This window comes from Burkholderia sp. YHN3-13 (assembly GCF_055810675.1).
In genome coordinates, this window is sequence record NZ_JBVVNQ010000004.1 from 24,162 (window position 1) to 51,156 (window position 26,995).

Genomic DNA, 26,995 nt, shown 5'->3' on the forward strand with positions numbered 1-26,995 from the left:
GTCCCTCCGGGGAGCGGCCCGGCGTCGATTGCCGGGCCGCCCCTCGTTATTCCGCCTTCCCGTCCCGCAAGCGCGGGATCGCCAGCGGATTGCCGTCCTGCAACCCTTCGGGCAGCAGGTCGTCCGGGAAGTCCTGGTAGCACACGGGCCGCAGGAAACGCTCGATCGCCGTCGCGCCGACCGACGTGACGGCCGGGTTCGACGTCGCGGGGAACGGCCCGCCGTGCACCATCGCATCGCACACCTCGACGCCCGTCGGGTAGCCGTTGACGAGCAGGCGCCCGGCCTTGCGTTCGAGGATCGGCAGCAGCCGGCGGGCGAGCGGCTTGTCGTCGGCGTCCATCTGGAGCGTGGCCGTCAACTGGCCTTCGAGCCCGTCGAGCACGCGCGCGACTTCGTCGAGATCGCGGCAGCGCACGATCAGCGACGCTGGCCCGAACACCTCGTGGCTGAACGCCGGTTCGGCCAGGAACGCCTGCGCGCCGACTTCGTACAGTGCGCCGCCGGCCTGGCAGTCGGTCTGCGCCGCCTCGCCCGCGCCGATTTCGCGCACGCCCGGCAGTTCGGCCAGCTTGCCGCGACCGCTGCGGTACGCATCGGCAATGCCGTGCGTGAGCATCACGCCGGCCGGCTTCTTCGCGAGCGCCTGCGCGGCGACGGTTTCGAAGCGGTCGAGATCGGGGCCGTCGATCGCGAGCACGAGGCCCGGGTTCGTGCAGAACTGGCCGACGCCGAGCGTCAGCGAATCGACGAAGCCCGTCGCGATCGCGTCGCCGCGCGCGGCGAGCGCGGCCGGGAACAGCACGACCGGGTTGATGCTGCTCATTTCCGCGTAGACGGGAATCGGCTGCGCACGCGCGTTCGCGAGCTGCACGAGCGCCATGCCGCCCTGCCGCGAGCCGGTGAAGCCGACGGCCTGGACCGCCGGATGGCTGACGAGCGCCGGGCCGATCGCGCGGCCGGGGCCGATCAGCAGCGAGAACACGCCGGCCGGCATGCCGGTTTTCGCGACGGCGGCGCGGATCGCGCGGCCGACCAGCTCGGACGTGCCGAGATGCGCCTCGTGCGCCTTGACGATCACCGGGCAACCGGCCGCGAGTGCCGACGCCGTATCGCCGCCGGCCACCGAGAACGCGAGCGGGAAATTGCTCGCGCCGAACACGACGACGGGCCCGAGCGCGACTTTCTGCAGACGCAGGTCCGAACGCGGCAGCGGCGTGCGCGCGGGCTGGGCGGGATCGATCGACGCGGCAAGGAAGCGCCCGTCGCGCACGACGCGCGCGAACAGCCGGAGCTGGCCGACGGTGCGGCCGCGCTCGCCCTGCAGCCGCGCGACGGGCAGGCCCGTTTCGGCGTGCGCGCGCTCGATCAGCGCATCGCCGAGCGCGACGATTTCATCGGCGATCGCCTCGAGAAACGCCGCGCGGGCCGCGAGCGGCTGCGCGCGGTACGCATCGAACGCGTCGCGCGCGAGTTCGCACGCGCGGTCGATATCGGCCGGCGACGCGACGCCGAACGCCGGCGCGTCGATCGGCGCGCCCTGCGTCGGGTCGAACGCGTGCAAGGTTCCGGCCGAGCCGGCCACCGCGTCGGCGCCGATCAGCATCTCTCCTGTCAGTTGCATGGGATGTGCTCCGTGGTTCGGGAATGAATGGCTCATTGTAGCGCAACAGATACGATGTCCGCTGACATCATCGCCCCCTGTCCGCCGTTTGCGAGGGCGCCGACGATACACCCGTAAGCCTTGTCCGGCCAGGTTCTCACGACTTTCCCACACTGTGGCGACACGCTTCAAAGGGAAAACCCGAAGTTTATGCATCCGGCCATTATCAATAAACTTTCAGTCATGTCATACGACGACGTACATTCAAAGTGAGCCATCAGACTTCCCCTCGCGATCTTCCGCTCGACCTCGCGCGCACCGCGCGTCGGACCGCCGTGCGCTACTGGATCCTGGCGATGCTGTTCGTCGTCACGACGCTCAACTATGCGGACCGTGCGACGCTGTCGATCACCGGCACGCCGATCCGCCAGGCGTTCGGCATCGATCCGGTGACGATGGGCTACATCTTCTCGGCGTTCAGCTGGGCGTACGTGCTCGCGCAACTGCCGAGCGGCTGGCTGCTCGACCGCTTCGGCGCACGGCGCGTCTATGCGGCGAGCATCTTCCTGTGGTCGGCGTTCACGCTGCTGCAGAGCACGATCGGCCTCGGCGGCAGCGCCGCGTTCGCGGTCGCCGCGCTGTTCGCGATGCGCTTCGCGGTCGGCATCGCCGAGGCGCCCGCGTTTCCGGCCAATGCGAAAGTCGTCGCGAGCTGGTTCCCGACCGCCGAGCGCGGCACCGCGTCGGCGATCTTCAACGCCGCGCAGTACTTCGCGGCCGTGGTGTTCTCGCCGCTGATGGCGTGGCTCACGCATGCGTACGGCTGGCACCAGGTGTACCTGTGGCTCGGCCTGGCCGGCATCGCGCTCGCGTTCCTGTGGCTGCGCGTCATGAAGGACCCGGCCGACCATCCGGCGGTGAACCGCGCGGAACTCGACCATATCGAACAGGGCGGCGGGCTCGTGCGATCGGCGGGCCGGCCCGCCGGGCCGCGCGACGCCGGCGGCACGCGCGCGGAAGGCGGCCGCGTCGCCGGCTGGTACTACGTGCGCCAGCTGCTGTCGAACCGGATGCTGATCGGCGTGTACCTCGGCCAGTACTGCGTGAACGTGCTCACGTACTTCTTCCTCACGTGGTTCCCGATCTATCTCGTGCAGGCGCGCGGCATGTCGCTGCTGAAGGCCGGCTTCATGACGTCGCTGCCCGCGATCTGCGGGTTCCTCGGCGGCGTGCTCGGCGGAATGCTGTCGGACGCGCTGATCCGTCGCGGCGTGTCGCTGACGCTCGCGCGCAAGATTCCGATCGTCGGCGGGATGGCGCTGTCGATGGCGATCATCGGCTGCAACTACGTCGACAGCGAAGCGCTGGTGATCGTGCTGATGGCCGTGTCGTTCTTCGGCAAGGGGATCGGCTCGCTCGGCTGGGCCGTCGTCGCGGACACCGCGCCGAAGGAGGCGATCGGCCTGTCGGGCAGCCTGTTCAACATGTTCGGCAACACGGCCGGCATCGTCGCGCCGATCGCGATCGGCTACCTCGTCGGCGCGAGCGGCTCGTTCAACGGCGCGCTCGTGTTCGTCGGGCTGAACGCGCTCGTCACCGTGTTCAGCTATCTCGTGATCGTGAAGGACATCAAGCGCGTCGAATTGCGTCATCGCGACGCCTGAGGGCCGACGTTCCATGCAAACGGCGGCCGCTTTCGCGCGGCCGCCGTTTTCGCATCAAGCGGCGGAATGCGCGACGCGCAGCATGTCGTGCACGCCGGACGTCATCAGCGCAAGGAACGCGAGCAGGCCGACGTAGCAGAGCGCGTACGTCGTTTTCGTCTCGATCGACGTCGCGTAGTACACGCGGTTCTCCGGCGCGTCGGGATCGTAGCGCCACGCGCGCTTCAGCTGCGGCAGCGCGAGGATCGCCATCACGATCAGCAGCGGGCTCGGGCGATACACGAACAGCGCGATCAGCACGGGCACGCCCGCGAACCAGATGCGCGGCGACAACACCGCGGTGATCCGCCCGCCGTCGAACGGCGACAGCGGAATCATGTTGAACAGGTTCAGGAAGAAGCCCGTGTACGACAGCGCGAGCAGCAGGTTGCTGTCGGTATGCCGCGCGGCCGCGTAGCAGGCCAGCGCGCCGAGCGTGCCGACGAACGGCCCGGCAAGCCCGACGTATGCCTCGGTTTCCGCGTCGTGCGGCATCGCCTTCAGCTGGATCCATGCGCCGACGAACGGGATGAAGGTCGGCAGCCCGACGTCGAGCCCGCGCCGCTGCGCGGCGACGTAGTGGCCGGCCTCGTGCACCAGCAGCAGCGCGACGAAACCGGCCGCGAACCGCCAGCCGTAGAACAGCGCGTAGACCGCGATCGACGCCAGCATGGTGCCCGCCGACACGAGCACCTTGCCGAGCTTGAGGCCGCCGAAGATCAGCAGCAGCAGCTTCGTCATTCCTTGCGCTCCGTGGCGGCTGCCTCGGACGCGTCGGCGACCGCCGGCACCGCGGCGGCCTTCGGCTTGCGCCCGAAGAAGCGCTTGAGCGCCGCGCCGCCGGCCAGCAGCGCGACCGCGCCGATCTTGAAGAACTTCGCCGCGAACGCGCCGATCAGCGCGAGCAGGCCGAGCTTCTTCGCGCCGACGCCGACGATCAGCGCCGCCAGCCCGTACTCGGCAACGTGGTCGGTCGACCGGTTGAAATCGGCGTAGCGCTTGCCGTCGTTGAAGCTGATGTTCGACAGCAGGTCGTCGGCCGACGCCTTGTATTTCGGCAGGTCGGCAAGCGTCGACGCCATCGTCAGCGACAGGTAGCCGTCGCGGCCCAGCACGAGCGTCCGGTAGTTCACGCCGTCGTTTGCGGCATTCGGCGCCGCGCCCTTGTCGCGGATAATCGCGGACCACACGAGCCGGTGCGTGGCCGCGTCGTACGCGGGCGCCTTCGCCCAGCCGACCACCTCGGTTTCGGGCAGGCCGCGCTCCTTGCGCGCCGGGTTGTTTTCCTCGGTGCCGGCCTGCAGGCTCTTCAGCAGCTCGTCGGGCTTCCAGTCCTTCGCGTCGTCGTCGCGGATATAGCCGCTCGGCTCGAACGACACGACCGAAATCCAGTCGGCGTCCGGGTCGTCGGGCAGCACGAGGCCGACCAGCTTGGCTTCGTCGATCGAATTACCCATCGAGCGCAGGTAGCGGCCGGCCTCGGCGGCCGGCACGAACGACTCGCCGGCCTTCAGCTTCAGCACGGCTTCGTGTTTCACGTCGATGTCGGTCGGCCCTTTCACGACCGCTTCGTTGGCGGCCGCGGCGGCGGCCCTCATTTCCACCTGCGCAGCTTCGGTCTGCGCGTGGCCGCTGGTCGCGGCGAGTGCGAGCGTCGCCACGCAGGCGAGCCGGACGGCAAGTCTTTTCATTGTTGGATTCCCCTGGAATGCCTTGTCGTGAATGTGCGCGGCACCGGCCCGTGATTGGTCTCGCGGGTCCGGCGCCGCCTCTCAGGTGGCACGGTCGCCATGGTAACGCAGCGCCGCGACGCGCCAGGGCCCGGGGAGCGGCGCGATGCTTACCTGACAGGTAATGCCCAAGGTGCGCGAGATTGCCTATCATCCGCGTCATGAACCCGACCGCCACCGCCCATTCGCCCTCCCCGTCCGCCGGCCGCGCGTCCGGCGTCGGCCCGCTGCTGCGCACGTGGCGCCAGCGCCGGCGCCTGAGCCAGATGGCGCTCGCGCTCGACGCGGAAGTCTCCGCGCGCCACCTGAGCTTCGTCGAATCGGGCCGCGCGCAGCCGAGCCGCGAGATGGTGCTGCACCTCGCCGAACGCCTCGACGTGCCGCTGCGCGAACGCAATGCGCTGCTCGTCGCGGCCGGCTTCGCACCGCTGTTTCGCGAACGGCCGTTTTCGGATCCTCAACTCGACGCCGCGCGCCACGCGGTCGAAGCCGTGCTGCGCGGCCACGAGCCCTACCCGGCGCTCGCGGTCGACCGCCACTGGGTGCTGCTCGCCGCGAACCGGATGCTCGGCGCGCTGGTCGCGCGGGCCGATCCGGCGCTGCTGCAGCCGCCCGTCAACGTGCTGCGGCTGAGCCTGCATCCGGACGGCCTCGCATCGCAGATCGCCAACTGGCATGAATGGCGCGCGCACATCCTGCATCGGCTGCAGCGGCAGATCGACGCGAGCGGCGACCGCACGCTGCATGCGCTGCGCGACGAGCTCGCCGCGTATCCGGCGCCGGGCGGCCAGCCCGACACCCCGCCGGCACGCGCCGATTTCGCGGATATCGCCGTGCCATTGCGATTGCGCACGGCGGCCGGCGAGCTGACGTTCTTCAGTACGACGACGGTGTTCGGCACGCCGGTCGACGTGACGCTGTCGGAACTCGCGATCGAGGCGTTCTTTCCGGCGAATCCGGAGACGGTCGACGCAATGCGGGCGCTGGCGGACACCCTGCCCGCGTCATGACCGCCATCAGCGGCGCTCGAGCGCCAGCTTCACGCCAAGCCCCAGCAGGACCACGCCGCTGACGCGGTGCAGGCGCGTCAGGATGCGCGGGTTGCGCCGGATCGATGCCGACAGCAGGCCGGCGAACAGCGCGACGGGCCCCTTGACGAGAAACGTCAGGCCGGCGAACGTCGCGCCCAGCACGAACAGCGACCGCATCGGATGCGCGGTGCCCGCCGGCACGAACTGCGGCAGGAACGCCAGATAGAACAGCGCGACCTTCGGATTCGACACGTTGGACAGCGCGCCTTGCGCGAACGTACGCAGCCGCGACACCTGCGCGCCGCCGCTGCTGCTGCTCGCGAGCGACAGTTCGCCCGACGAACGCAGCAACGTGATGCCGAGGTACAGCAGGTACAGCGCGCCGATCACCTTCAGCGCCGTGAACAACCATTCGGATGCCTGAAGAAGCGCGCCCAGCCCGAGCGTCGCGAGCATCGTGTGCACGAGCAACCCGACGCTGACGCCCGCGGCGGTCACGAGGCCCGCGCGCGTGCCGCCGGACAGCGTGCGCGACATCACGAGAACCATGTCCTGGCCCGGCGTGACGATGACCAGCAGCGACGTTGCAATGAACGGCAACCAGGATAGATGCGACATGGGAGCACTCCAGAACGGGATGGCCGACGGACGGGAATCGCCCGGCCGGTCGTCAGATTATCGACGCCCTTCCGTGGAGATTGGATGCAAATTTGGCTACTTCACCGGCCTGATTTGGCGCTATTCTCTAGCAATCACGCTCATGGTAGTCAAAAATGTCAATCAAACTGGATGCAATCGATCGGCGCATTCTGCGCGCATTGCAACGGAATTCGAATCAGACGAATGCCGAACTCGCGCAACAGGCCGGGCTGTCGGCCACGCCCTGCCTGCGCCGCGTTCATCTGCTCGAGGAACAGGGCGTGATCGACGCTTATGTCGCGCTGCTGAATCCCGCCGCCGTCGACCTGCGATTCAGCGCGTTCGTGCGCGTCACGCTGGAGCGCCAGGACAAGACGACGGTCGAGCGCTTCGCGCGCGAGATGGAGCAGGCGCCCGAAGTGCTCGAATGTCATCTGATGGCCGGCAGCTACGACTATCTGCTGCGCGTGATCGCGCGCGATCTCGACGACTACCAACGCTTCCAGATGGAAACGCTCACGCAGATCGAAGGCGTCCGCAACGTCGAAACCGAGATTCCGCTGAAGCGCATCAAGCAGACGGTTCGCCTGCCGATCTAGGCGTCCAGAAACGTGACGGCCTCCCCGGCCGGCTGCCCGTTCAGCGCGCCGTCGCGCACGACGACCTGCCCGCGCACGACCGTATGCACGGGCCAGCCCGTGACTGCGCACCCGTCGTAAGGTGTCCAGCCGCTCACGCTGGCGATCCATTCGTCGCGGATGATCCGTCGCGCCCGCAGGTCGACGATGCTGAAATCGGCGTCGTAGCCGGCCGCGATGCGCCCTTTCCCCTCGATGCCGAAAATGCGCGCCGGCCCGGCGCTGGTCAGGTCGACCAGCCGTTCGAGGCTCAAGCGGCCCGCATGCACGTGGTCGAGCATCAGCGGCAGCAGCGTCTGCACGCCGGTCATCCCGCTCGGCGACTGCGGATACGGGTGCCGCTTTTCGTCGCGCGTATGCGGCGCGTGATCGCTGCCGATCACGTCGACCACGCCGTCGCGGACGGCCTGCCACAACGCGTCCCGGTGACGCCGCTCGCGCACGGGCGGATTCATCTGCGCGAACGTGCCGAGCCGCTCGTAGCAATCCGGCGCAGCGAGGCTCAGGTGGTGCGGCGTGACCTCGACCGTCACGCGCCGCCGATGGTGTTGAAGAAACGCCATTTCGTCCGCCGTGGACACGTGCAGCACATGCAGCCGACGGCCCGTTTCGGCCGCCAGCCCGACGATGCGCCGCGTCGCGATCAGCGCACTGTCCTCGTCGCGCCAGCGCGGATGATCGCGCACGTCGCCGCTCGCTTCCACGATCGCCTTGCGTTCGCGCAGCCGCGCCTCGTCCTCCGCATGCACGGCCATGCGCCGGCGCCCGTTGCGCAGGATCCGGCGTAACACGGTTGCGTCGTCGGCCAGCAGGTCGCCGAACGAACTGCCCATGAATACCTTCACGCCCGCGCAGCCGGGCAGGCGCTCGAGTGCCGGCAACCGCTCCGCATTCACGGCCGAGCCGCCGATATAGAACGCGTAGTCGCACCACGCGCGACCGCGCGCCAGGTCCAGCTTCGCCTGCAGGTCCTGCCCGCTCAGCGTCAACGGATGCGTGTTGGGCATCTCGAAGACGGTCGTGACGCCGCCGAGCACCGCGCCGCGCGTGCCGGCTTCGAAGGTCTCCTTGTGCGTCAGCCCCGGCTCGCGGAAATGCACCTGGCTGTCGACCACGCCAGGCAGCACATGCAATCCGCGCGCATCGAGCACGACGTCGGCCCGCCAGCTGCCCTGCAACGCGCCCAGCGCGACCACGCGGCCCGCCGCGCACGCGACGTCGATCCGTTCGGCGCCGTTGGGCGTCATCACCGTGCCGCCCTGCACGAGCAGGTCGACGTGGCGACGCGTCGGCGCGTCGGTTGCGTCATGCCCCATCCGCTCGCCCATGACTCAGAACTCGTTCTGGATGTGCTTGTAGCCGAGCACCAGCGCATTGTTCGTGCGCGCGACGTCCTCGGAGAAATCGCTCGCATCGGCCGTGACCTGCGGCAACGCGGCGAGATCGGTTTCCGGCCCGATGCGTTCGGTCGAACGGACGTAGAAGCCCGGCGGCAGATGGCAGCCGTCGACGACCGCGTTGTAGCGCACCACGCAGCCGTCGTCGATCGTGCAGTTGAACAGCACGCTGTTGAACCCGACGAATACGCCGTCGCCGACCTTGCACGGCCCGTGGACGATCGCGCGATGCGCGATCGAAGTGTGCCGGCCGATCGTCACGCTCGCGCCCGACTTCGAATGGATCACGACGCCGTCCTGGATGTTCGAATGCGCGCCGATCACGATCGGCGCGATCCGGCCGTCGGCATCCGTTTCGTCCGCGCGGATCACCGCGTACGGGCCGATGAACACGTTCTCCTCGACGATCACGTGCCCGCACAGGATGGCGGTCGGGTCGACGAAGGCGTTCGGATGAATCCGCGGCAGGTCGCCGCGCGGGTTCTTTCGGATCATGAGGATTCCTGCCGGGAAAGGAGGGGGCCGCGCCTGAGCCGCTCGAACAGGCCCGGATCGCGCCACTGCGCGGCGATGGCCGGTGCGAACACGATCGCATCGAGGTCGATCGGGCCCATGCGCGGATTGAAGGCGTCGTCGCGAAAACACTGCGCGTAGCCGGTCTCGGTCTCGTGCACGATGACCGAATGCAGCCGCACGTCGGCTTCGCCGTTCGACATGCGCGTGCCGCTCAGCGCCGCGTCGACGAGGCGAAACAACACGCGCGAGAACTGTTCGGCGCTCGGTGACACGGGCAGCACCACCCAGCGCTCGGAAAAACGACGCACGCTTTCGACGTAGCATGGATCGTCGTCCGACCACAGCGTCACCGCATGATCGAACGCGTCGATCAGGTCGCGCACGTCGCCCTTGAGCAGCCCGAAGTCGTAGATCATCTGCCCGTGGTCCAGCGCGTGCGCTTCGAGCAGCAACTCGACGCGGTACGAATGGCCGTGGACCGAATGCGAGCAGCGCCGCGTGCTGCAGCCGCGCACGACATGCGCATTCTCGAACCGGAACAGCTTGCGGATCAGCATGCGCCGGCGCCTTCCGCCATCGGCGCGGCCCAGGCCACCGCATCGTGCGGGTGCAGGCTTTCCAGATGGCGCACCTGGACACACGGATTCGCGTGACGACCGTCCAGCGCGGCCTGCACGCGGCGCGCGGCATCCTCGACGAACATCAGGTTGCCGCCGTTCAGCACCGCGAACGCCTGTTCGTCCGCGCGCTTGACGGCCGTCTGCACCGGCGTGCCGAGCGCGTGCTCGACGCGATCGATCAGGTCGATCAGCCCCAGCGTCGCGCCGGCGGCGGGCAGCGCCACGCCGACGACGGCTTCGCTGCGCTGGCTGTGCGGCGTGGCGGCCGACGCATGCCGTTTCAGCCATGCGGCGACAGCCGCCGGCGCCACGCGATCCTCGCGGCCGAACGCGGCTAGGAATGCCTGTTCGACCCAGTGCCGCGACAGCGCGGCCGAGCACGGGCATGTGGACGAATAGGCGACCGTCACCTGGGCGCGCAGCTCGAACGCTTCGCCGGCGAGCGTCGCGTCGATCCGCACCGGATACGCCTTCCACCCGGCCAGCCCCTCGGTCACGAGCGCGGGGCGGCGGGCCAGCAGGTCGAAGCGCAGCCGCACGCGCGCGCTGCGCGTGTCGCAGTCGCGATGGCTGTCGACCATCGCGCGCAGCACGCGCCCGAGGCCGGCCGGCGACAGCGCTTCGCCGTCGGCGAGCCGGTCGAGCAGCCCGTACAGCCGCGACATGTGGATGCCTTTCACGTGCGGTGCGGGCAGATCGACCTGCACGCCGACGCGGGCATGCACGTCGCGCCGGCAGCCGGGCTCGGCCACCGCGACGGGCAGATCGATGCCCTGCATGCCGACCCATTCGAGCGGACGGCGGCCGGGCGCGGCATCGGTCAGGGAAACATCGGGAAGGGCTGCATTCATGCTCGGATTCCGGTGGCGCGCCTTGTCCATCCGGATCGATGCAGGCAGCGCGCGTTCAGGTCAGGACCAGTCGCGAAACGGGTTGTCCCACGTGGTCCAGTGTGCGGGGCCGGCGGCCATCTCGGCGTCGGTCAGCAGACACGCGTCGAGGCGCGCGCGCAGCGCGGGCTCGTCCATGTCCATGCCGATCAGCACGAGTTCCTGGCGGGCGTCGCCGACGCGCTCGTCCCAGCGCGCGCGGATCTGCGCGACGGCCTCGGCGTCCCGCGGCCAGCGCTCGGGCGGCACGGCCGCCCACCAGTAACCCGCCGGCCCGTGCCGCGCGACCGCCCCGGCCTGCGACCACGACCCGGCGACGGTCGGATGCGTGGCCAGCCAGAAGAACCCCTTCGAGCGGACGACGCCCGGCCATTCGCTTTCGACGAGCTCGAAGAAGCGCCGCGGATGGAACGGCCGCCGCGCGCGGTAGACGAAGCTGCGGATCCCGTACGCGTCGGTCTCCGGCGTATGCGTGCCGCGCATCTCCTGCAGCCAGCCCGGCGCGCGCGACGCCTCGTCGAAGTCGAACAGGCCCGTGTCGAGCACGCGCTCGAGCGGCACCTTGCCGAACTCGGCGATCTCGATCCGCGCGCGCGGGTTCAGCCCGCGCAGCAGCGCGACCAGCCGCTCGCGCGCGCCGGCGTCGATCAGGTCGATCTTGTTGATCACGATCACGTCGCAGAACTCGATCTGGTCGACCAGCAGATCGACGACCGTGCGCGCGTCCTCGTCGCCCATCGATTCGCCGCGCGACCGCAGGCTGTCGCGCGACGCGTAGTCGCGCAGGAAATTGAATGCGTCGACCACCGTCACCATCGTGTCGAGCCGCGCGACTTCGCCGAGGCTGCGGCCGTCCTCGCCTTCGAACGTGAACGTCTCGGCCACCGGCAGCGGCTCCGAGATGCCGGTGGATTCGATCACGAGCTGGTCGAAGCGCCCTTCGCGCGCGAGCCGGTCGACCTCGATCAGCAGATCCTCGCGCAACGTGCAGCAGATGCAGCCGTTGCTCATCTCGACCAACTTCTCGTCGGTGCGCGACAGGCCCGCGCCGCCGTCGCGCACGAGCGCCGCATCGATGTTGACCTCGGACATGTCGTTGACGATGACCGCGACGCGCCGGCCCTCGCGATTGTTGAGGATGTGGTTGAGCAGCGTCGTCTTGCCGGCGCCGAGGAAGCCGGACAGGACGGTCACGGGAAGCCGCGTGGACGGACGGGGTGCGGTGCGCATCGGGCGATTCCGGAAGAGGAGGTCGAGGAGCAGATGATATATTGTATCGCAACGATATAACATATCATTTCGGACGTCCAGCGCTCCGATCGAACGACGTGCCGGCCGGAATGGCAAGCGCCCGCACCGGACCGTCGGCGCGGAGCCGCCGCGCAGCGGCCCCGCGCCCGTATTGCCGTCACGTATAAAGCGACGCCTGCGGCAATTCCCCCGTCAGCGCGAACCGGCCGACATCGCGCAACCGGTAGTCGAGCGGATCGTGCAGCGTATGCGTGCGCGCATTCCGCCAGAAACGGTCGAGGCCGAGCGACGCGGCCGTCGCGCGCGCGCCGCACGCGTCGAACAGTGCTTCGCCGTTGTCGAGCGCCGCGCGCTGCGCGACGATCTTCGCTTCCGATACCGCAAGCGCGACGTCGGCGCGCGCGTCGGCCGTCAGCGCATCCTGACGCGCCCACGCGCGCTGCAACGCAGCGGCCGCGCGATCGGCCAGTGCCGCCGCGGCGATCGCGCGCACGCGCATGTCGCCGACACGCTGCAGCGTGTACGGATCGTCTTCCGCCTGCGCGACGTCCGCGTGAATCCACGGGCGGCCGTGCTGCCGCACGTAATCGCGCGCCTCGGCCAACGCGCCTTCCGCCAGGCCGACGAACAGGTTCGTCAGCACGAGCTGCGACACGAGCGTGCGCAGCGTCGCGCGCGGCGTCGGCGGCGCTTCGGAACGATGCAGCACCTCGTCCGCCGCGAGCGTCACGCCGTCGAAGCGCACGCTGCCGCTGTCGGTCTGGCGCTGGCCGATCGGGTCCCAGTCCTCGTTGACCGTGATCCCCGGACGATCGGTCGGCACGACGCCGAACACGGTGCGGCCGGTTGCCGGATCGTGCGCGGACACCGTCATACGCTGCGACCCGCGCGTACCCGAACAGAAACCCTTCACGCCGTCGAGCCGGTAGCCGCCGTCAGGCGTCGCCGTGGCGATGAGCCGCGTATCGAGCGGATTGACCGCATTGCCCCACCACCAGCGCTGCTCGACCGTGCCGCGCAGATAGCGTTCGCGCTGCGCCGGGTTGCCCCACACGTCGACGCTCACCACTTGCAGGCACTGGAACCCGACGAGATGCGCGAGCGCGCTGTCGGCGCGCGCGACCTGCCGGATCGCGTCGTAGATCTCGGGCCATGCGGCTTCCTGCCCGCCGAACGCGCGCGGCACCGCGAGCGTCAACAGGCCCGCGTCGGCAAGCCACTGTTTCTCCTGCGCCGCGTGACCGCCCGTTCGGTCGCGCTCGGCGGCGGTCACGCGCAGCGCGTCGATCGCGCGCGCCAGCGCGTCGCGGTCGACGGCCGGTGCATCGGTATCCGGCGCGAAGGTCGCCGGGCCGCGTGGATCGTTCATGCAAGGGCTTCCTGTGCGACGGTTGCGCCCGACAGCGGCACCAGCGCCTCGAGCCGGCGGCCGGTGAGGCGCGACAGGATCTCGCGCCGCCAGTCGTCGTAGATCGCGCGGTATTCGGCGATATCGGCGCCGAACACGTGCGCGGTGTGCGCGTATTCGTCGTGCAGATAACCGTCGAGCCGTGCCTGCGTTTCCTCGTCGGCCGCGATCACGCGATCGATCAGCGCGTCGCGCTCGGCGGCCGGCAGCGCCTTCAGCGTGTCGAACCACCACTGGACGATCTGCACGCGATGCCACTCCTCGTCCGGCCGGATCCGGTTCTCGCCATGCTCGCGCATCGCGCTGTCGCCGATGCGGCCGGTCTTGCGCTGGATCCACAGCTTCGCGAGGATGTGCAGCTCGTAATGCCATTCGAACGCAAGAAAACCCGCGACGTCGCGCACCGCGATGTCGCCGATGCGCGCCCAGTGCGCGGCGACGAGCCGGTCGACTTCCGGCAGCGGATCGCGCCCCGTCAGTTCGGTGACGCGTTCGCGGCCGATCACCGCGTGCGCGCCGTCGTCGCCGAGCTGGCGCGACAGGATCAGCTGGAAATGCGGATCGTCGCGGAACAGCGTGTCGATCGCCTTCGCGACGACCTGCACGATGAACAGGTCGTGCGACGCCATCTTCGTGTAGTAGTCGGCGACGGCGGCCAGTTCGTCGTCGTTGCGCGGCTCGCGCGGCGGTGTCGCGAGCTTGGCCGGAAAGTCCGGACGGTGGCGTCGCGCCACGTCCAGGAACAGCGCTTCCTCGAATGCTCCGTTCCACTCGCGCGGAGCGCCGATGGGCAAGGTCATGGGTGGGTTCTCTCAGGATCAGGAATGAAACGAGCGGACGCTTGTGGCGCCGCTCAGGTACGCCGGGTCACGCGTCGGACCAGGCGGTCGCCCGTGATTTGCACGGCCGAGACGAGCGCGATCAGGATCACGATCACGGTCGCCATGACGGTGGTGTCGAAACGTTGATAGCCGTAGCGGATCGCCAGATCGCCGAGCCCGCCCGCGCCGACGGCGCCCGCCATCGCGGTCGAGCCGATCAGCGCGACGACGGTGATCGTGAAGCCGCCGAGCATGCCGGGCAGCGCCTCCGGCAGCAGCACGTGCCACACGATGTGGCGGCGCTTCGCGCCCATCGCGAGCGCGGCCTCGATCAGCCCGCGATCGACTTCGCGCAGGCTCACTTCGGCGATCCGCGCGAAGAACGGGATCGCGGCGATCGACAGCGGCACGACGGCTGCCCACACGCCGATCGTCGTGCCGATCAGCACGCGCGTGAACGGCAGCAGCGCGACGAGCAGGATGATGAACGGCGTCGAGCGGAACACGTTGACGAGCGCGCCGAGCACCGCGTTCACGCCGCGCCGCGCGTAGATCCCGCCGGGTGCGGTAGTGACGAGGATCACCGCGAGCGGAATGCCGAGCAGCGCGGCGATCGCGGCCGATGCCGCGACCATCGACAGCGTGTCGCGGATCGCGTCGAGCAGTTCGGGCCACCAGAGCTCAAACATAACCGAGCACCTCCGCGTGATTCGCGTGGCGCCGCGCGCGTTCGAGCAGCACGGCGACCGCGCGGCGCGCAGGCTGCGCGCCCGTGTCGTCCACGCCGGGCGCGGCCGCGATCACGAGCCGCCCCTGCGCATGGCCTTGAATACGCTCGATGCCGCCGTGCAGGAACCGCACCGAGCCGCCGAGCGCCGCCGCGAGCGCGCCGACGTCGGGCTCGCCGCCGCTCTCGCCCGTATAGCGGACGTCGAGCACGACCTGCGCACCGTCGGGCAACGCGGCCTGTTCGGGCAGCGGCTGCACACGCGCGGCCAGCTCGGCCGGCAGGTCATGCTGCAGCGTACTGAGCAGCGCGCGCGTCGCGCCGTGGCGCGGATCGCCGAACACACGCCACACGGCGCCCGTTTCGACCACTTCCCCCTGTTCGATGACCGCGACCGTATCGCACACCGCGCGGATCACTTCCATCTCGTGCGTGATCAGCACGATCGTCAGCCCGAGGCGGCGGTTGATGTCGGCGAGCAGCGCGAGGATCGATTGCGTCGTCTCCGGATCGAGCGCCGACGTCGCCTCGTCGCACAGCAGGACCTCGGGATCGTGCACGAGCGCGCGGGCAATGCCGACGCGCTGCTTCTGCCCGCCCGACAGGCTCGCCGGATACGCGTCGCGCTTGGCCGCGAGCCCGACGAGATCGAGCAGCGCCTCGACCTTGCGCACGCGCTCGGCCTTCGGCACGCCGGCGATCTTCAGCGGCAGCGCGACGTTCTCGAACACCGTCTTCGCGGACAGCAGGTTGAAATGCTGGAACACCATGCCGGTGCGCCGCCGCAGCGCGACGAGCCCATCCTCGTCGAGCGCGCCGACGTCGACGCCCTGCACGCGCACGCGGCCCGAACTCGGCCGTTCGAGACCGTTCACGAGCCGCAGCAGCGTCGATTTGCCGGCGCCGCTGCGGCCGATGATCCCGAACACCTCGCCGCGCCGCACGTCGAGCGTCACGTCGCGCAGCGCGGCAGCGTGGCCGCGCGGCGTCGCGAATACCTTGCCGACCTGCTCCAGCGAGACGGCCACGCCGTCATATCGCGCGGCCGCTTCGTCACGCGCCGCGGCCCCCGCGCCGGCCCGCACGGCCGACGGCTCGATGAAACCCAGCGTATCGAACAATTGCGTCATCGCTTCGCTCCGTCAGGTTCACGCATGCGCGGGATGCGCGGGTTCGGTTTGCGCCGCGGCGGCCGGCCGGTGCTGCGCGCCGGTGTGCCACGCGGGCAGGCGCGGGCCCGCGCCAAACAGCTTCTCGCGCAGCGTCGGCGCGGGATCGTAGTCTTCCTTGTAGACGCCGCGGTTCTGCAGTTCCGGCACGACCCAGTCGACGAAATCCTCGAACGATTCGGGCATCACGGTGCGCGTCAGGTTGAAGCCGTCGATGCCGGTCTCGTCGATCCACGACTGCAGTTCGTCCGCGACCTGCGACGGCGAGCCGACGATCGGCGCGTAACGGCCGCCGAGCGACATCTGTTCGAGCATGCGCCGCACGGTCCACGTGCCCGTCGTGCTCTTGCGCGAGATCGCGTCGACGGCCGACTGGATCGAATCGGTCTTCACGTACGAGATCGGCTCGTCGAGGCCGTATTGCGCGAAATCGATGCCGGTCGAGCTCGCGAAATGCGCGAGGCCGGCTTCGGGGCTCGCATAGCGCCGGTATTCGTCGAATTTCTCGCGTGCGAGCCGCTCGGTCTCGGCCGTCACGACGCTCACGCCCGCGAAGATCCGGATCGATGCCGGATCGCGGCCCTGCCGCGCGGCGGCCGCGCGGATGTCGAGCGCCGCCGCGCGCGCGGCCGCCTTGCTCTGCCCGTTCACGAACACGCATTCCGCGTGACGGCCCGCGAACTCGACGCCGCGCGCCGACGACCCGGCCTGGTACAGCACCGGCGTGCGCTGCAGCGACGGCTCGCTCAGATGGATCGCGTCGACCGAATAGAACGGCCCGTCGTGCTTCACGCGCCGCACCTTGCCCGGCTGCGCGAACACGCGCGCCTGCGCATCGCGGATCACCGCGTCGTCGTCCCAGCTCTGTTCCCACAGCTTGTAGACGACGTCCATGTAGTCGTCCGCGCGCTCGTAGCGGTCGTCGTGGCCGATTTGCTGCGCGAGGCCCATCCCGCGCGCGGCGCTGTCGAGGTAGCCGGTGACGATGTTCCAGCCCACGCGGCCTTTCGTCAGATGATCGAGCGTCGACATGCGGCGCGCGAACAGATAAGGCGGCTCGTAGGTCAGGTTCGCGGTCACGCCGAAGCCGAGATGCCGCGTGACCTGCGCCATCGCGGGCACGAGCAGCAGCGGATCGTTGACCGGCACCTGCACCGATTCGCGCAGCGCCGCTTCGGGGCCGCCGCCGAACACGTCGTACACGCCGACGATGTCCGCGAGAAAGATCCCGTCGAACTTGCCGCGTTCGAGCGTCTTCGCGAGATCGGCCCAGTAGTCGAGATCGGTGTAGTGCGCGGAGCGGTCGCGCGGATGCGTCCACAGCCCGTGGTTGATGTGCCCGACGCAGTTCATGTTGAACGCGTTGAGCAGGATCTTCTTGCGGTTCGCCGTCGTCATGCCTGCCTCCGTCACCACGCGATCGCGTACAGCGAGCCGAACGCGTTGTCGAGCGCACGGCGCACGGCCGGCGAGTGCTGGTAGATCGCGATGAACTTGCGGATGCGCGGATCGTTCGCGCTCTCGGGCCGCACGACCCACTGGATCGCGAAGTTCTTGTTCTCGGTGCCGTCGAACAGCAGCGCGCTGTTCGGATCGGTCGTGCCGGCAAGCTTGATGAAGCTCGGGTAGCCCTGCGCGAGATCGACGTCGTCGAGCGAGCGCGCGAGCTGCGACGCCTCGAGCGGGATGATCTTCAGATGCTTCGGGTTGGCGACGATGTCGTGCGTGGTCGCGCGGTAATCGGCGCCCGGCTTCAGCGTGATGAGCCCGGCGCGCTGCAGCAGCAGCAAGCCGCGCCCGCCGTTGACCGGATCGTTCGCGATCGCGACGCGCGCACCGTCCTTCAGTTCGTCGAAGCGCTTCACCTTCTTCGAATAGAGGCCGATCTTCATGATCGTGCCGGGCGCGATCGAGATGAAGTTGTAGCCGCCCTGCTTCTTCGCGTTCTCGAGAAACGGGATGTGCTGGAAGTAGTTGACGTCGATGTCCTTGTTCGCGAGCGCGGCGTTCGGCGTATTCCAGTCGGTGAACTCGACGATCTTCACGTCGAGCCCCTGCTCTTTCGCCTCCTTCGCGGCGATCTTCAGCGCCTCGATCTGCGGGCTGGTCGAGATGCCGACCTTCAGCGGCGCGGTGTCGGCGCGCGCGCCGTTCAGCAGCACGACGCCGAGCAGCGCGGCCATCAGCAGGCGAGCCGTGCGGCCGGCGGAAAAGCGGGCGGAAAAAACGGGATGCAGCATGAAACCACTCCTGTCCAAAGACGGTATCGACGGATGAGCGGCGCCGCGGCGAACGCATGGGCGTTCTCCGGACGGTCGTCATCGCATCGGAAAAGGATCAGCCGATGATAGAGAGCGGCGCGGAGGCGGTCTACGAAGCGATTGTGGGAAGAAAATCGCGCGCGGCGATATGGCGGGCGACCGGGCGCGCCCGAAGGGCCGGCCGGACGCCGGACCGGGTGCCGGGCCGAAATCTCGGCCTGGGCGCGCGGCGAATTCCGAAATCTCGGCCAGCCGGCCGGCCAACCCTTTCCGCAGACGAAACAAATCCCTTATGAATCAATGGATTGAAAATATTCCGGCAGGCCGGATTCCTGGCACGGGGGTTGCGTAACAGACGGCACACGATGCCGCGAAGCAATGCAGGCATTCCAACATCAGGAGACACGTCTTGCAGACCTCTATCCATACCCCGTCCCATCCCGAGCCGATTGCCGAAGCCGGCCCCGCCACGCGCGCACGCTTCTGGCCGGAAGGCTGGTGGAAGCTGATGGAAATCCGCATCGGCATCATCCCGCTGCCCGTCTACGTGATCCTGTTCGCGCTGATCGTCGGTTTCGCGGTGACGGGCAAGGTGCCGGGCGAAATCTCGATGGCGATCGCCGTGCTCGCGTTCTTCGGCTTCACCTGCGCGGAACTCGGCAAGCGCCTGCCGCTCCTGCGCAACATCGGCGCGGCCGCGATCTTCGCGACCTTCGTGCCGTCGGCGCTCACGTACTACCACGTGCTGCCGAAGCCGGTGCTGAACCTGACCGTCGAATTCACGAAGTCGACCAACTTCCTGTACCTGTTCATCGCGTCGATCATCGTCGGCAGCATCCTGAGCATGGATCGCCGCGTGCTGATCCAGGGCTTCGTGAAGATCTTCATCCCGCTCGCGGCCGGTTCGGTCGCCGCGGCGATCGTCGGCACGGCCGTCGGCACCGCGCTCGGCCTCGGCGCGCGCCACACGCTGCTGTACATCGTCGTGCCGATCATGGCGGGCGGCGTCGGCGAAGGCGCGATTCCGCTGTCGATCGGCTATTCGGAACTGATGCACCTGCCGCAGGGCGAGATGTTCGCGATGGTGCTGCCGCCGGTGATGCTCGGCAGCCTGACCGCGATCATCCTGTCGGGCGCGCTCGACATGCTCGGCAAGCGCCTGCCGCACCTGACCGGCAACGGCCGGCTGCAGGTCGGCGAAAGCGGCGACATGACGCCGGAAAGCGAAGAGATCCGCGGCCACGTCGACGTCACGCACATCGCGGGCGCCGGCATCACCGCCATCACGCTGTACCTCGTCGGCCTGATGGCGCACAAGCTGTTCGGCCTGCCCGCGCCGGTCGCGATGCTGTTCCTCGCGGTGCTCGTGAAGCTCGCGCGCGCGGTGTCGCCGCCGCTGCAGGAAGGCGCGTTCGTCGTCTACAAGTTCTTCTCGACCGCCGTCACGTATCCGCTGCTGTTCGCGATCGGCGTCGCGATGACGCCGTGGGACAAGCTGACCGCCGCGTTCACGATCGTCAACGTGGTCACGATCGTGTCGACCGTCGCGACGCTGATGGGCACCGGTTTCGTGGTCGGCCGCCTGCTGAAGATGTACCCTATCGACACCGCAATCGTGAACGCCTGCCACAGCGGGCAAGGCGGCACCGGCGACGTCGCGATCCTGACCGCCGCGAACCGGATGCAGCTGATGCCGTTCGCGCAGATCGCGACGCGGATCGGCGGCGCGATCGTCGTCACGGTGACGCTGATCCTGGTCGCGCACTTCGGTTGATGCGCGGCCGCGCGCACCGTCGCGCAGGCTGCTTCGCACGCGCCGCCGCCGGCCTCGCCGGCGCGCGACGCGTGTCGTTAGGGAGGGCCGGTGGCGGACGAACGGTAGCGGGCTTCGATGAGGGCGAACGTGCAAAAGGGCTTCAAGGGAATCCCGTGGTGGGGCTGGGCGTCGGCCGCCGCGCTGTATGTCGGCGTGGCGGGCGCCGCCGTCGATTTCGCGTGGGAACGCGCGATCGACGCGCTCGAGGAAACCGGCGCGCACCGGCTCGACCTGTATGCATCGAGCTTGAAGAGCGAACTCGGCCGCTTCGAGATCCTGCCGGGCCTCGTCGCGCGGCAGGACGGCGTGCGCGCGATGCTGAAGGCCGCGCCGCACGATGCGCCCGCGCTCGTGCACTCGGTAAACACCTACCTCGAAGCCGTGAACCGCGACGCCGGCAGCGGCGCGGTCGACGTGATCGACCTGCAGGGCGAGGTGATCGCCGCCAGCAACTGGAACGAGACGATCAGCTTCGTCGGCACCAACGTGTCGTACCGGCCGTACTTCAAGGACGCGCTCGCGCGCGGCAGCGGCCGCTTCTTCGGGATCGGCACCAACACGGGCGTGCCGGGCGTCTATTTCGCGAGCGCGGTGCGCGACGACGGCGTGCCGATCGGCGTGGCCGCCGTGAAGATCAGCGTCGATCCGCTCGAATCGGCCTGGCGCGCGCCGGGCGTCGCCGCGATGGTCGTCGACAGCAACGGCGTGGTCGTGATCTCGACCGAGCCCGCATGGAAATTCACCGCGCTGCGCCCGATCACCGCGCAGCAGCAGCGCGACATCCAGGCGTCGCGCCAATACGCGGGCCGCACCGTCGACGCGCTGCCGTACCGCCGCATCGGCGACCGCAGCTCGGCCGCGTGGTTAGGCACGTTCCCCGATCCACGCCGCGCCGGCCACACCACGCGTTATCTCGTGATGTCGCGCCCCGCGCCGCAGGCCGGCGATTCGCTGATGGTGCTGCTCGACATCGCGGGCGCGCGGCGCCAGCAGCAGACGGCGTTCGTGTTCGTCACCGGCGCGTTCCTGATCGCGGCGCTGCTGGCCGGCTATGCGATCCAGCGCCGCCGGGCGATCGTCGCGCGGCTGAACGCGCAGGACGCGCTGCGCCGCGCGAACGACCGGCTCGAACTGACCGTCGCGCAGCGCACGGCCGCGCTGACGGCCGCGAACGAGCGGATGCAGCGCGAGATCGTCGAGCGCGAGCGCACCGAGCAGCGGCTGCGCGCGTCGCAACAGGAAGTCGTGCATGCGGGCAAGCTCGCGGTGCTCGGGCAGATGGCCGCCGGCCTCACCCACGAGCTGAACCAGCCGCTCGTCGCGATCCGCACGCTGTGCGACAACGCGCGCACGTTCTTCGAGCGCGGCCAGCCGGCGCCGGCGCTCGCGAACCTCGAACGGATCGGCAAGCTGGTCGACGGCATGGCCGTGCTCACCGGCGAGCTGAAGACCTTCGCGCGCAAGCCCGACGTCGAACGCGTCGCGGTGTCGCTGAACGAGGCCGTCGCGCATGCGCGGCTGATCTACGCCGCGCGGATTCGCGACGAAGGCGTGCGGCTCGACGTGAACATCGCCCCCGGCACGACCGTGTCGGCCGAGTCGAGCCAGTTGCAGCAGGTGATCGTGAACCTGCTCGGCAACGCGCTCGACGCGGTGCACGACGCACCAGTGCGCCGCATCGTCATCGAAGCCGCCGGGCCCGACGAAGCGGGCCGCGTGCGCTTCACAGTGGCCGACAGCGGCGCCGGCATCGCGCCCGACGTGCTGCCGCACCTGTTCGAGCCGTTCGTCACGACCAAGCCGCGCGGCCAGGGCCTCGGGCTCGGCCTCGCGATCACGTCGCGCCTCGTCGAGGCATTCGGCGCGAGGATCGCCGCGACGAACCGCGACGAGGGCGGCGCGCAGTTCAGTATCGAATTCGCGGCGGCCACGCCGCAACAGAGGATAGAGCATGGAAGATAAGATTCGCGTGCTGGTCGTCGAGGACGATGAAAACGTCCGGATCGGCGTCGAGCAGGCCGTCGCGCTCGCCGGGTTCCCGGTGGACGCATTCGCGTCGGCCGCCGACGCGCTCGCCCACGTCGCACCGGGCGCGCCGGTCGTGATCGTGTCGGACGTGCGAATGCCGGGCATCGATGGGCTGCAGCTGCTCGACCGTGTGATGGCCGTCGATGCGCAGATCCCGGTCGTGCTGATCAGCGGCCACGCGGACATCTCGACGGCCGTCGGCGCGATGCAGGTCGGCGCGTACGACTTCATCGAGAAGCCGTTTTCGTCGGACGTGATCGCCGGGCGCGTCGCGCGCGCGGTCGAGAAGCGCCGCCTGACGCTCGAGGTGCAGGGGCTGCGCGCGGCGTTGAACAACTGGCAGGGCATCGAGGCGTTCGTGCTCGGCAAGTCGCCCGCGATGGCCGACGTGCGCAAGAAGATCCTGCGCCTCGCCGATACCGCGGTGTCGGTGCTGATCACCGGCGAGACGGGTACCGGCAAGGAACTGATCGCGCGCAGCCTGCACGACTTCGGCGGCCGGCGCGACGCGCATTTCGTCGCGCTCAATTGCGGCGGCCTGCCCGAGCAGATCTTCGAGAGCGAACTGTTCGGCCACGAAGCGGGCGCGTTCACGGGCGCGATCAAGAAGCGCATCGGCAAGATCGAATGGGCGGACGGCGGCACGCTGTTCCTCGACGAGATCGAGACGATGCCGATTGCGCTGCAGATCAAGATGCTGCGCGTGCTGCAGGAGCGCGTGGTCGAGCGGCTCGGCGCGAACGAGCTGATTCCGGTCGACTGCCGCGTGGTGGCCGCCTCGAAGGCCGATCTCGCCGAACTCGCGGCCGACGGGCGCTTTCGCGCGGACCTCCTGTATCGCCTCAACGTCGCGCAGATCGAGCTGCCGCCGCTGCGCGAGCGGCGCGAGGACGTACCGCTGCTGTTCGAGCATTTCGTGCTCGCGGCCGCGCGGCGCTTCGGGCAGCCGGCGCCGGTCGTCACGGCCGCGCAGGTGTCCGAACTGATGACGCATGCGTGGCCCGGCAACGTGCGCGAGCTGCAGAACGTGGCCGACCGCTTCGTGCTCGGGCTGACCGGCGACAGCCTGCTGTCGTCCGGCGCAGCGCCGGTCGTGGGCGGCACGCTCGCGGAGCAGCTCGCGTATTTCGAACGGATGCTGATCGAGGACATGCTGCAGCGTCACCACGGCAACGTGGCCGATGCCAGCGTCGCGCTCGGCATGCCGAAGAAGACGCTCTATCACAAGCTGCGCAACCTGCGGATCCCCGCGCGCGGCGACGCGGCGGCCGACGGTGGCGAATGACGCGAACGAGGGCACGCACGACACCATGGATCGCATCGAAGTCACCGAACGCGGACGCATCACCGGCCACCTGATCCGCGGCATCACGCACGCGCGGAAGACCTTCCGCCCGAGCGACTGGCCCGAGCGCCTCGCGGGCGTCATCACGCTGTTCGTCGGCGAACGGCGGCCCGGCTATCCGTGCGCGCTGTCGCGGCTCGCGATGCCCGTCGTCGTCGACAACGTCAAATGCCTGTTCGTGTCGGACGAATTGCGCACCGTATGCGCGGACGCATTCGCCTTCGCGATGCAGTTCGCCGCCGACAACGACCTTCCCGTCGCGCTTCAGACCGCGCCCGCGTTGACGGTGCGCTGACGCGCGGGCCTCCTCGTTTTCGCGGCGAAGGCGCATGCGCGCGGGCCGTCGCGCGCCCTTTCATCGGCGAAATGAATCGTCAGATGATTGAAGGCCTCGACACATGACCACGCTGCGACAAGGGTTTCCGCCGCAGCCATCAAAAAAATTGATCGTCACGATGAAAATTATGCGTTTTCCTTGCAGGTCGCCGTGATGCATAGTTGCGTCGTGTTGACGCACCTTTGAGCCTTTCAGTCATGAACATGCGAATCGAGCCGTCCGTGCTCGCGAACCCCGACCTGCAATTTGCGACGCTTTCGTCGGGCATCAGCCTGCCGTATGTCGAGCGGGGCAGCGGTGCGCCGATGGTGTTCGTGCACGGCTCGCTGTGCGACTACCGCTACTGGGATCCGCAACTCGCGGCGCTGTCGGCCCACTACCGCTGCATCGCGCCGAGCCTCAGCCACTACTGGCCGGCCGTCGAAGCGGGCATCCAGGACGAGTTCAGCTGGCAGAACCACGTCGACGAGCTCGCCGAATTCATCGACGCGCTCGATCTCGGCCCCGTGCACCTGGTCGGCCATTCGCGTGGCGGCAGCATTGCATTCAACGTCGCGCGCCAGCATCCGCACCTCGTCGAGTCGCTCGTGCTCGCCGATCCGGGCGGCCCGCTGCAGCAGCCGGGCGTGCGCGAAGCCGCGCTGCCGGCCGCCGCGCTCGCGCTGCGCACGCAGGCCGTGAACCTGATCGGCCAGGGCGACGTCGAATCCGGTCTCGAGATGTTCGTCGATTCGGTGAGCCTGCCGGGCGCGTGGAAAAAGAGCACGTCGCGCTTCCGCACGATGGCGATCGACAACGCGAGCACGCTGCCGAAACAGCTGCGCGACCCGCTGCCCGCGTATTCGCAGCACACGGCCGGCGATATCGCATGCCGCACGCTGCTGATCGACGGCCAGCGCAGCCCGAAGATGTTCCGCCACAACGTCGATACGCTGTCGCAGTGGATCGCCAACGCGCAACGGCAGACCGTCGCCGGCGCGTCGCACGGGATGAACGCCGCGAGCCCCGCCGTGTTCAACCGTTACGTGCACGAATTCGTCGCCGCGTGATTTCCGGGGCGGCTGTCGCGCCGCCCGTCACGCCTTTTCCCCTCCGACACGAAACGATGCGGGCGGCCAACCCCGCGTCGCGCCGTTGCGCCTGCCTTTGCCTCAAACGACCGGTTCGGCCTTGCGCGTCACCGCATCCGGCAATCCGAATACGCTGTCGAACGCCCAGTTGTACGTGAACGTGAAGATCGGGAAGAACACGATCAGCACCGCGTCGTACAGGAACGCCTGCCACAGCGACACGTCGAGCCACCACGCGATCAGCGGAATCAGGAACGTCACCAGCGCGACCTGGAACCCGATCGCATGCACCACACGCCGCCCGACCGTGCGCGTCGTCGCCGCGCTGCGCCGCTCCCATGCCTCGAACGCGAGGTTGTACAGAAAATTGACCGTGACGCCCGTCGTCGAGATCATCACGCCCAGCAGGCCGCTCGCCGCGACACTCGCCCCGCTCAGCATGCCGAGCACCGACGACGCGACGAGGATGCCGAGCACCTCGAACATCACGACGTAAACTATGCGTCTCTTCCACCCTTGCATGACCATCCACCTTCATGTCGAACAAGGTGGCGAGACTATCAGCGGGCCGCCGCCCGCCCAAGTCAGGTCCTTTCAATTTTGCTGACAGGAGGCCGCCGATGCTGACCAGCGATCACATCGACATGCTGCTGACCGTGATCGACCAAGGCTCGTTCTCGGCAGCCGCGCGTGCGCTCGGTCGCACGCCGTCGGCCGTCAGCATGGCGATCGCGAACCTCGAGGCCGAACTCGATCTCGTGCTGTTCGATCGCGGCTCGCGCGAACCGACGCCAACCGCCGCGATGATCGCGCTGCTGCCCGACGCGCGCTCGATCGCCGAACGGCTGCACGCGCTGCGCGCGCATGCGCGGCACTTGTCCGAAGGCGTCGAGGACACGCTGCGGCTCGGGCTCGCGGCCGAACTCGACGGCGCGCCCGTTGCGCGTGCGCTGACCGCCGTTGCCGCGAAATACCCGGCGCTCGCGATCAGCATCGTGACCGCGCCGCAGGACGCGATCGTCGACGCCCTGCATCGCGGCACCGTCGATCTCTGCGTCGCGTACGGCGGGCTCGACCTGCATCCGCGGGAGCAGATTCATGCGCTGTGGACCGAGACGCTGCTAGCCGTTGCGGCGCCCGATCATCCGTCGCTCGCCGAAGCCGCGCATCCCGAAGGGATCGAGCGGCTGTCGGGCTTCCGGCAGATCGTGATCGCCGATCCCGAACGGCCATTGACCGACGTGCGGCCGCTGATCGGCAACCGCACCTGGAAAGTGACCGACATGGCGACCGCGATCTCGCTCGTGAAGGCCGGGCACGGCTGGGCGAACCTGCCCGAATCCATGATCGGCCGGTATGTCGCCGACGGCGAACTCGCGCCGCTCGTGTTCGCGAACATCCGCAACGGCTTGCCGCTGCCCGTTTATCTGCGGCGGCCGAAGCATACGGAGCTCGGCAAGGCGGCGAGCGAGCTGGTGCGCGCGCTACGGGCGGCCGGCGACGGCAAATAGCCGGCGTGGCGGCCATCGCCGCCACGCCGTCGGTCAACGCCCGGCGGCCTGACCGTTAGTTGCGATCAATGCGAGGCAACCGCCGCGCCCTGAATCGAATCGACGAGCGCTGCGTTGTCGTACCGTCGCCCGGCAATGCCCCATCCGCCATCGGCCGCATGCACGACATTCACCCATACCTGCGCCGGCGTCAGGCGCCCGCCCGCGCGATGCAGCACGATCCCGGTCGCCCGTTCGACGAATTGCCGCTGCTTGTCGGGCGCCGCGAGCGCCACGGCAGGCAGTTTCAGTTCGACGAACGCGGCGGGCGCCGCGCGGCCGTGCACGAAGGTCCTGTTACGCGGCAGCACGTTGAGCGTGCCCACCACGTTCGGCGCCAGGAACCCGTTCCCGGTCAAGCCCTCGACTTCCAGCAGCGCATCGGTCAACTCGGCAAACACCGGCCCCTCGTCGTCCGGCGTGAAAACCCCTTCGGATACTGTCA

General features: G+C 68.9%; 26 protein-coding genes. 9 read left to right on the forward strand and 17 right to left on the reverse strand.

Annotation, left to right across the window (positions count from 1 at the left end):
• Positions 1-46: 46 nt before the first annotated feature.
• Positions 47-1,624 carry an aldehyde dehydrogenase (NADP(+)) gene (locus tag AC0KUR_RS11525; RefSeq protein WP_473375916.1) on the reverse strand — a complete coding sequence of 526 codons (1,578 nt, stop codon included), beginning with the start codon at positions 1,622-1,624 and terminating at the stop codon, positions 47-49.
• A gap of 248 nt (positions 1,625-1,872) precedes the next feature.
• Here AC0KUR_RS11525 and AC0KUR_RS11530 point away from each other — a divergent pair, with 248 nt between their 5' ends.
• Positions 1,873-3,267: an MFS transporter gene (locus AC0KUR_RS11530; RefSeq protein ID WP_069706924.1), complete on the forward strand. Its 1,395-nt coding sequence runs from the start codon at positions 1,873-1,875 to the stop codon at positions 3,265-3,267.
• 54 nt (positions 3,268-3,321) lie between these two features.
• On the opposite strand, the gene AC0KUR_RS11535 is transcribed toward AC0KUR_RS11530, so the two are convergent.
• Positions 3,322-4,047 (reverse strand): site-2 protease family protein, encoded by a 726-nt coding sequence (locus AC0KUR_RS11535; protein ID WP_034187813.1) that lies wholly within the window; start codon positions 4,045-4,047, stop codon positions 3,322-3,324.
• On the reverse strand, positions 4,044-4,997 hold the full coding sequence (locus tag AC0KUR_RS11540) for a DUF2167 domain-containing protein (RefSeq protein ID WP_473375917.1): 954 nt from the start codon (positions 4,995-4,997) through the stop codon (positions 4,044-4,046). The genes AC0KUR_RS11535 and AC0KUR_RS11540 overlap by 4 nt, the downstream gene beginning before the upstream one ends.
• A gap of 200 nt (positions 4,998-5,197) precedes the next feature.
• Between AC0KUR_RS11540 and AC0KUR_RS11545 the strand changes: the two genes are divergently transcribed.
• Entirely contained in the window at positions 5,198-6,046 is an 849-nt protein-coding gene (locus AC0KUR_RS11545; protein WP_473375918.1) for a helix-turn-helix domain-containing protein, read from the forward strand.
• A gap of 6 nt (positions 6,047-6,052) precedes the next feature.
• Here the strand turns inward: AC0KUR_RS11545 and AC0KUR_RS11550 are convergent, their stop codons facing one another.
• Entirely contained in the window at positions 6,053-6,685 is a 633-nt protein-coding gene (locus AC0KUR_RS11550; protein WP_049032008.1) for a LysE family translocator, read from the reverse strand.
• 155 nt (positions 6,686-6,840) lie between these two features.
• Between AC0KUR_RS11550 and AC0KUR_RS11555 the strand changes: the two genes are divergently transcribed.
• Positions 6,841-7,305 (forward strand): Lrp/AsnC family transcriptional regulator, encoded by a 465-nt coding sequence (locus AC0KUR_RS11555; RefSeq protein WP_034187809.1) that lies wholly within the window; start codon positions 6,841-6,843, stop codon positions 7,303-7,305.
• Here AC0KUR_RS11555 and AC0KUR_RS11560 read toward each other — a convergent pair.
• From AC0KUR_RS11560 to AC0KUR_RS11610, 11 genes are all read right to left on the reverse strand, one after another.
• Entirely contained in the window at positions 7,302-8,672 is a 1,371-nt protein-coding gene (locus tag AC0KUR_RS11560; protein WP_473375919.1) for a dihydroorotase, read from the reverse strand. The two genes, AC0KUR_RS11555 and AC0KUR_RS11560, sit on opposite strands and share 4 nt — an antisense overlap.
• Positions 8,673-8,675: 3 nt before the next feature.
• Entirely contained in the window at positions 8,676-9,236 is a 561-nt protein-coding gene (locus tag AC0KUR_RS11565) for a gamma carbonic anhydrase family protein (RefSeq protein WP_034187807.1), read from the reverse strand.
• Positions 9,233-9,814, reverse strand: a complete 582-nt coding sequence (locus AC0KUR_RS11570; RefSeq protein WP_473375920.1) for a 6-pyruvoyl trahydropterin synthase family protein — start codon at positions 9,812-9,814, stop codon at positions 9,233-9,235. Before AC0KUR_RS11570 ends, AC0KUR_RS11565 begins: the two co-directional genes overlap by 4 nt.
• Positions 9,808-10,728, reverse strand: coding sequence for a GTP cyclohydrolase FolE2 (gene folE2, locus AC0KUR_RS11575; protein ID WP_195761848.1), 921 nt, complete (start codon positions 10,726-10,728; stop codon positions 9,808-9,810). Before folE2 ends, AC0KUR_RS11570 begins: the two co-directional genes overlap by 7 nt.
• 60 nt (positions 10,729-10,788) lie before the next feature.
• Complete coding sequence (zigA, locus tag AC0KUR_RS11580; RefSeq protein ID WP_195761847.1) at positions 10,789-11,997, reverse strand: zinc metallochaperone GTPase ZigA; 1,209 nt, start codon at positions 11,995-11,997, stop codon at positions 10,789-10,791.
• A 178-nt stretch (positions 11,998-12,175) separates the two neighbouring features.
• Positions 12,176-13,387 carry an acyl-CoA dehydrogenase family protein gene (locus AC0KUR_RS11585; protein ID WP_473375921.1) on the reverse strand — a complete coding sequence of 404 codons (1,212 nt, stop codon included), beginning with the start codon at positions 13,385-13,387 and terminating at the stop codon, positions 12,176-12,178.
• Positions 13,384-14,226, reverse strand: a complete 843-nt coding sequence (locus AC0KUR_RS11590; protein ID WP_034187802.1) for a hypothetical protein — start codon at positions 14,224-14,226, stop codon at positions 13,384-13,386. Before AC0KUR_RS11590 ends, AC0KUR_RS11585 begins: the two co-directional genes overlap by 4 nt.
• Before the next feature lie 53 nt (positions 14,227-14,279).
• On the reverse strand, positions 14,280-14,936 hold the full coding sequence (locus AC0KUR_RS11595; protein WP_034187801.1) for a methionine ABC transporter permease: 657 nt from the start codon (positions 14,934-14,936) through the stop codon (positions 14,280-14,282).
• On the reverse strand, positions 14,929-16,104 hold the full coding sequence (locus AC0KUR_RS11600; protein WP_034187800.1) for a methionine ABC transporter ATP-binding protein: 1,176 nt from the start codon (positions 16,102-16,104) through the stop codon (positions 14,929-14,931). Before AC0KUR_RS11600 ends, AC0KUR_RS11595 begins: the two co-directional genes overlap by 8 nt.
• An 18-nt stretch (positions 16,105-16,122) precedes the next feature.
• Positions 16,123-17,541 (reverse strand): LLM class flavin-dependent oxidoreductase, encoded by a 1,419-nt coding sequence (locus AC0KUR_RS11605; RefSeq protein ID WP_034187799.1) that lies wholly within the window; start codon positions 17,539-17,541, stop codon positions 16,123-16,125.
• A gap of 11 nt (positions 17,542-17,552) precedes the next feature.
• Complete coding sequence (locus AC0KUR_RS11610; RefSeq protein WP_049028682.1) at positions 17,553-18,383, reverse strand: MetQ/NlpA family ABC transporter substrate-binding protein; 831 nt, start codon at positions 18,381-18,383, stop codon at positions 17,553-17,555.
• A 430-nt stretch (positions 18,384-18,813) separates the two neighbouring features.
• Between AC0KUR_RS11610 and AC0KUR_RS11615 the strand changes: the two genes are divergently transcribed.
• The 5 genes from AC0KUR_RS11615 (at position 18,814) to AC0KUR_RS11635 (ending at position 24,979) form a co-directional block, all read left to right on the forward strand.
• Positions 18,814-20,178, forward strand: coding sequence for a 2-hydroxycarboxylate transporter family protein (locus tag AC0KUR_RS11615; protein WP_049028681.1), 1,365 nt, complete (start codon positions 18,814-18,816; stop codon positions 20,176-20,178).
• A 117-nt stretch (positions 20,179-20,295) separates the two neighbouring features.
• Positions 20,296-22,182 (forward strand): sensor histidine kinase, encoded by a 1,887-nt coding sequence (locus AC0KUR_RS11620; protein WP_473375922.1) that lies wholly within the window; start codon positions 20,296-20,298, stop codon positions 22,180-22,182.
• Entirely contained in the window at positions 22,172-23,533 is a 1,362-nt protein-coding gene (locus AC0KUR_RS11625; protein WP_059558955.1) for a sigma-54-dependent transcriptional regulator, read from the forward strand. The genes AC0KUR_RS11620 and AC0KUR_RS11625 overlap by 11 nt, the downstream gene beginning before the upstream one ends.
• 25 nt (positions 23,534-23,558) lie before the next feature.
• On the forward strand, positions 23,559-23,888 hold the full coding sequence (locus AC0KUR_RS11630; RefSeq protein ID WP_049029252.1) for a DUF3579 domain-containing protein: 330 nt from the start codon (positions 23,559-23,561) through the stop codon (positions 23,886-23,888).
• A gap of 239 nt (positions 23,889-24,127) precedes the next feature.
• Entirely contained in the window at positions 24,128-24,979 is an 852-nt protein-coding gene (locus AC0KUR_RS11635; protein ID WP_034187794.1) for an alpha/beta fold hydrolase, read from the forward strand.
• Positions 24,980-25,081: 102 nt separating this feature from the next.
• Here the strand turns inward: AC0KUR_RS11635 and AC0KUR_RS11640 are convergent, their stop codons facing one another.
• On the reverse strand, positions 25,082-25,522 hold the full coding sequence (locus AC0KUR_RS11640) for a PACE efflux transporter (protein WP_034187865.1): 441 nt from the start codon (positions 25,520-25,522) through the stop codon (positions 25,082-25,084).
• 98 nt (positions 25,523-25,620) lie between these two features.
• Here AC0KUR_RS11640 and AC0KUR_RS11645 point away from each other — a divergent pair, with 98 nt between their 5' ends.
• The gene (locus tag AC0KUR_RS11645) at positions 25,621-26,511 is read left to right on the forward strand and encodes a LysR family transcriptional regulator (RefSeq protein ID WP_049029246.1); all 891 of its coding nucleotides are present in this window, start codon (positions 25,621-25,623) and stop codon (positions 26,509-26,511) included.
• A 65-nt stretch (positions 26,512-26,576) separates the two neighbouring features.
• Here the strand turns inward: AC0KUR_RS11645 and AC0KUR_RS11650 are convergent, their stop codons facing one another.
• Positions 26,577-26,939 carry a Tautomerase enzyme gene (locus AC0KUR_RS11650; RefSeq protein ID WP_473375923.1) on the reverse strand — a complete coding sequence of 121 codons (363 nt, stop codon included), beginning with the start codon at positions 26,937-26,939 and terminating at the stop codon, positions 26,577-26,579.
• Positions 26,940-26,995 lie beyond the last annotated feature (56 nt).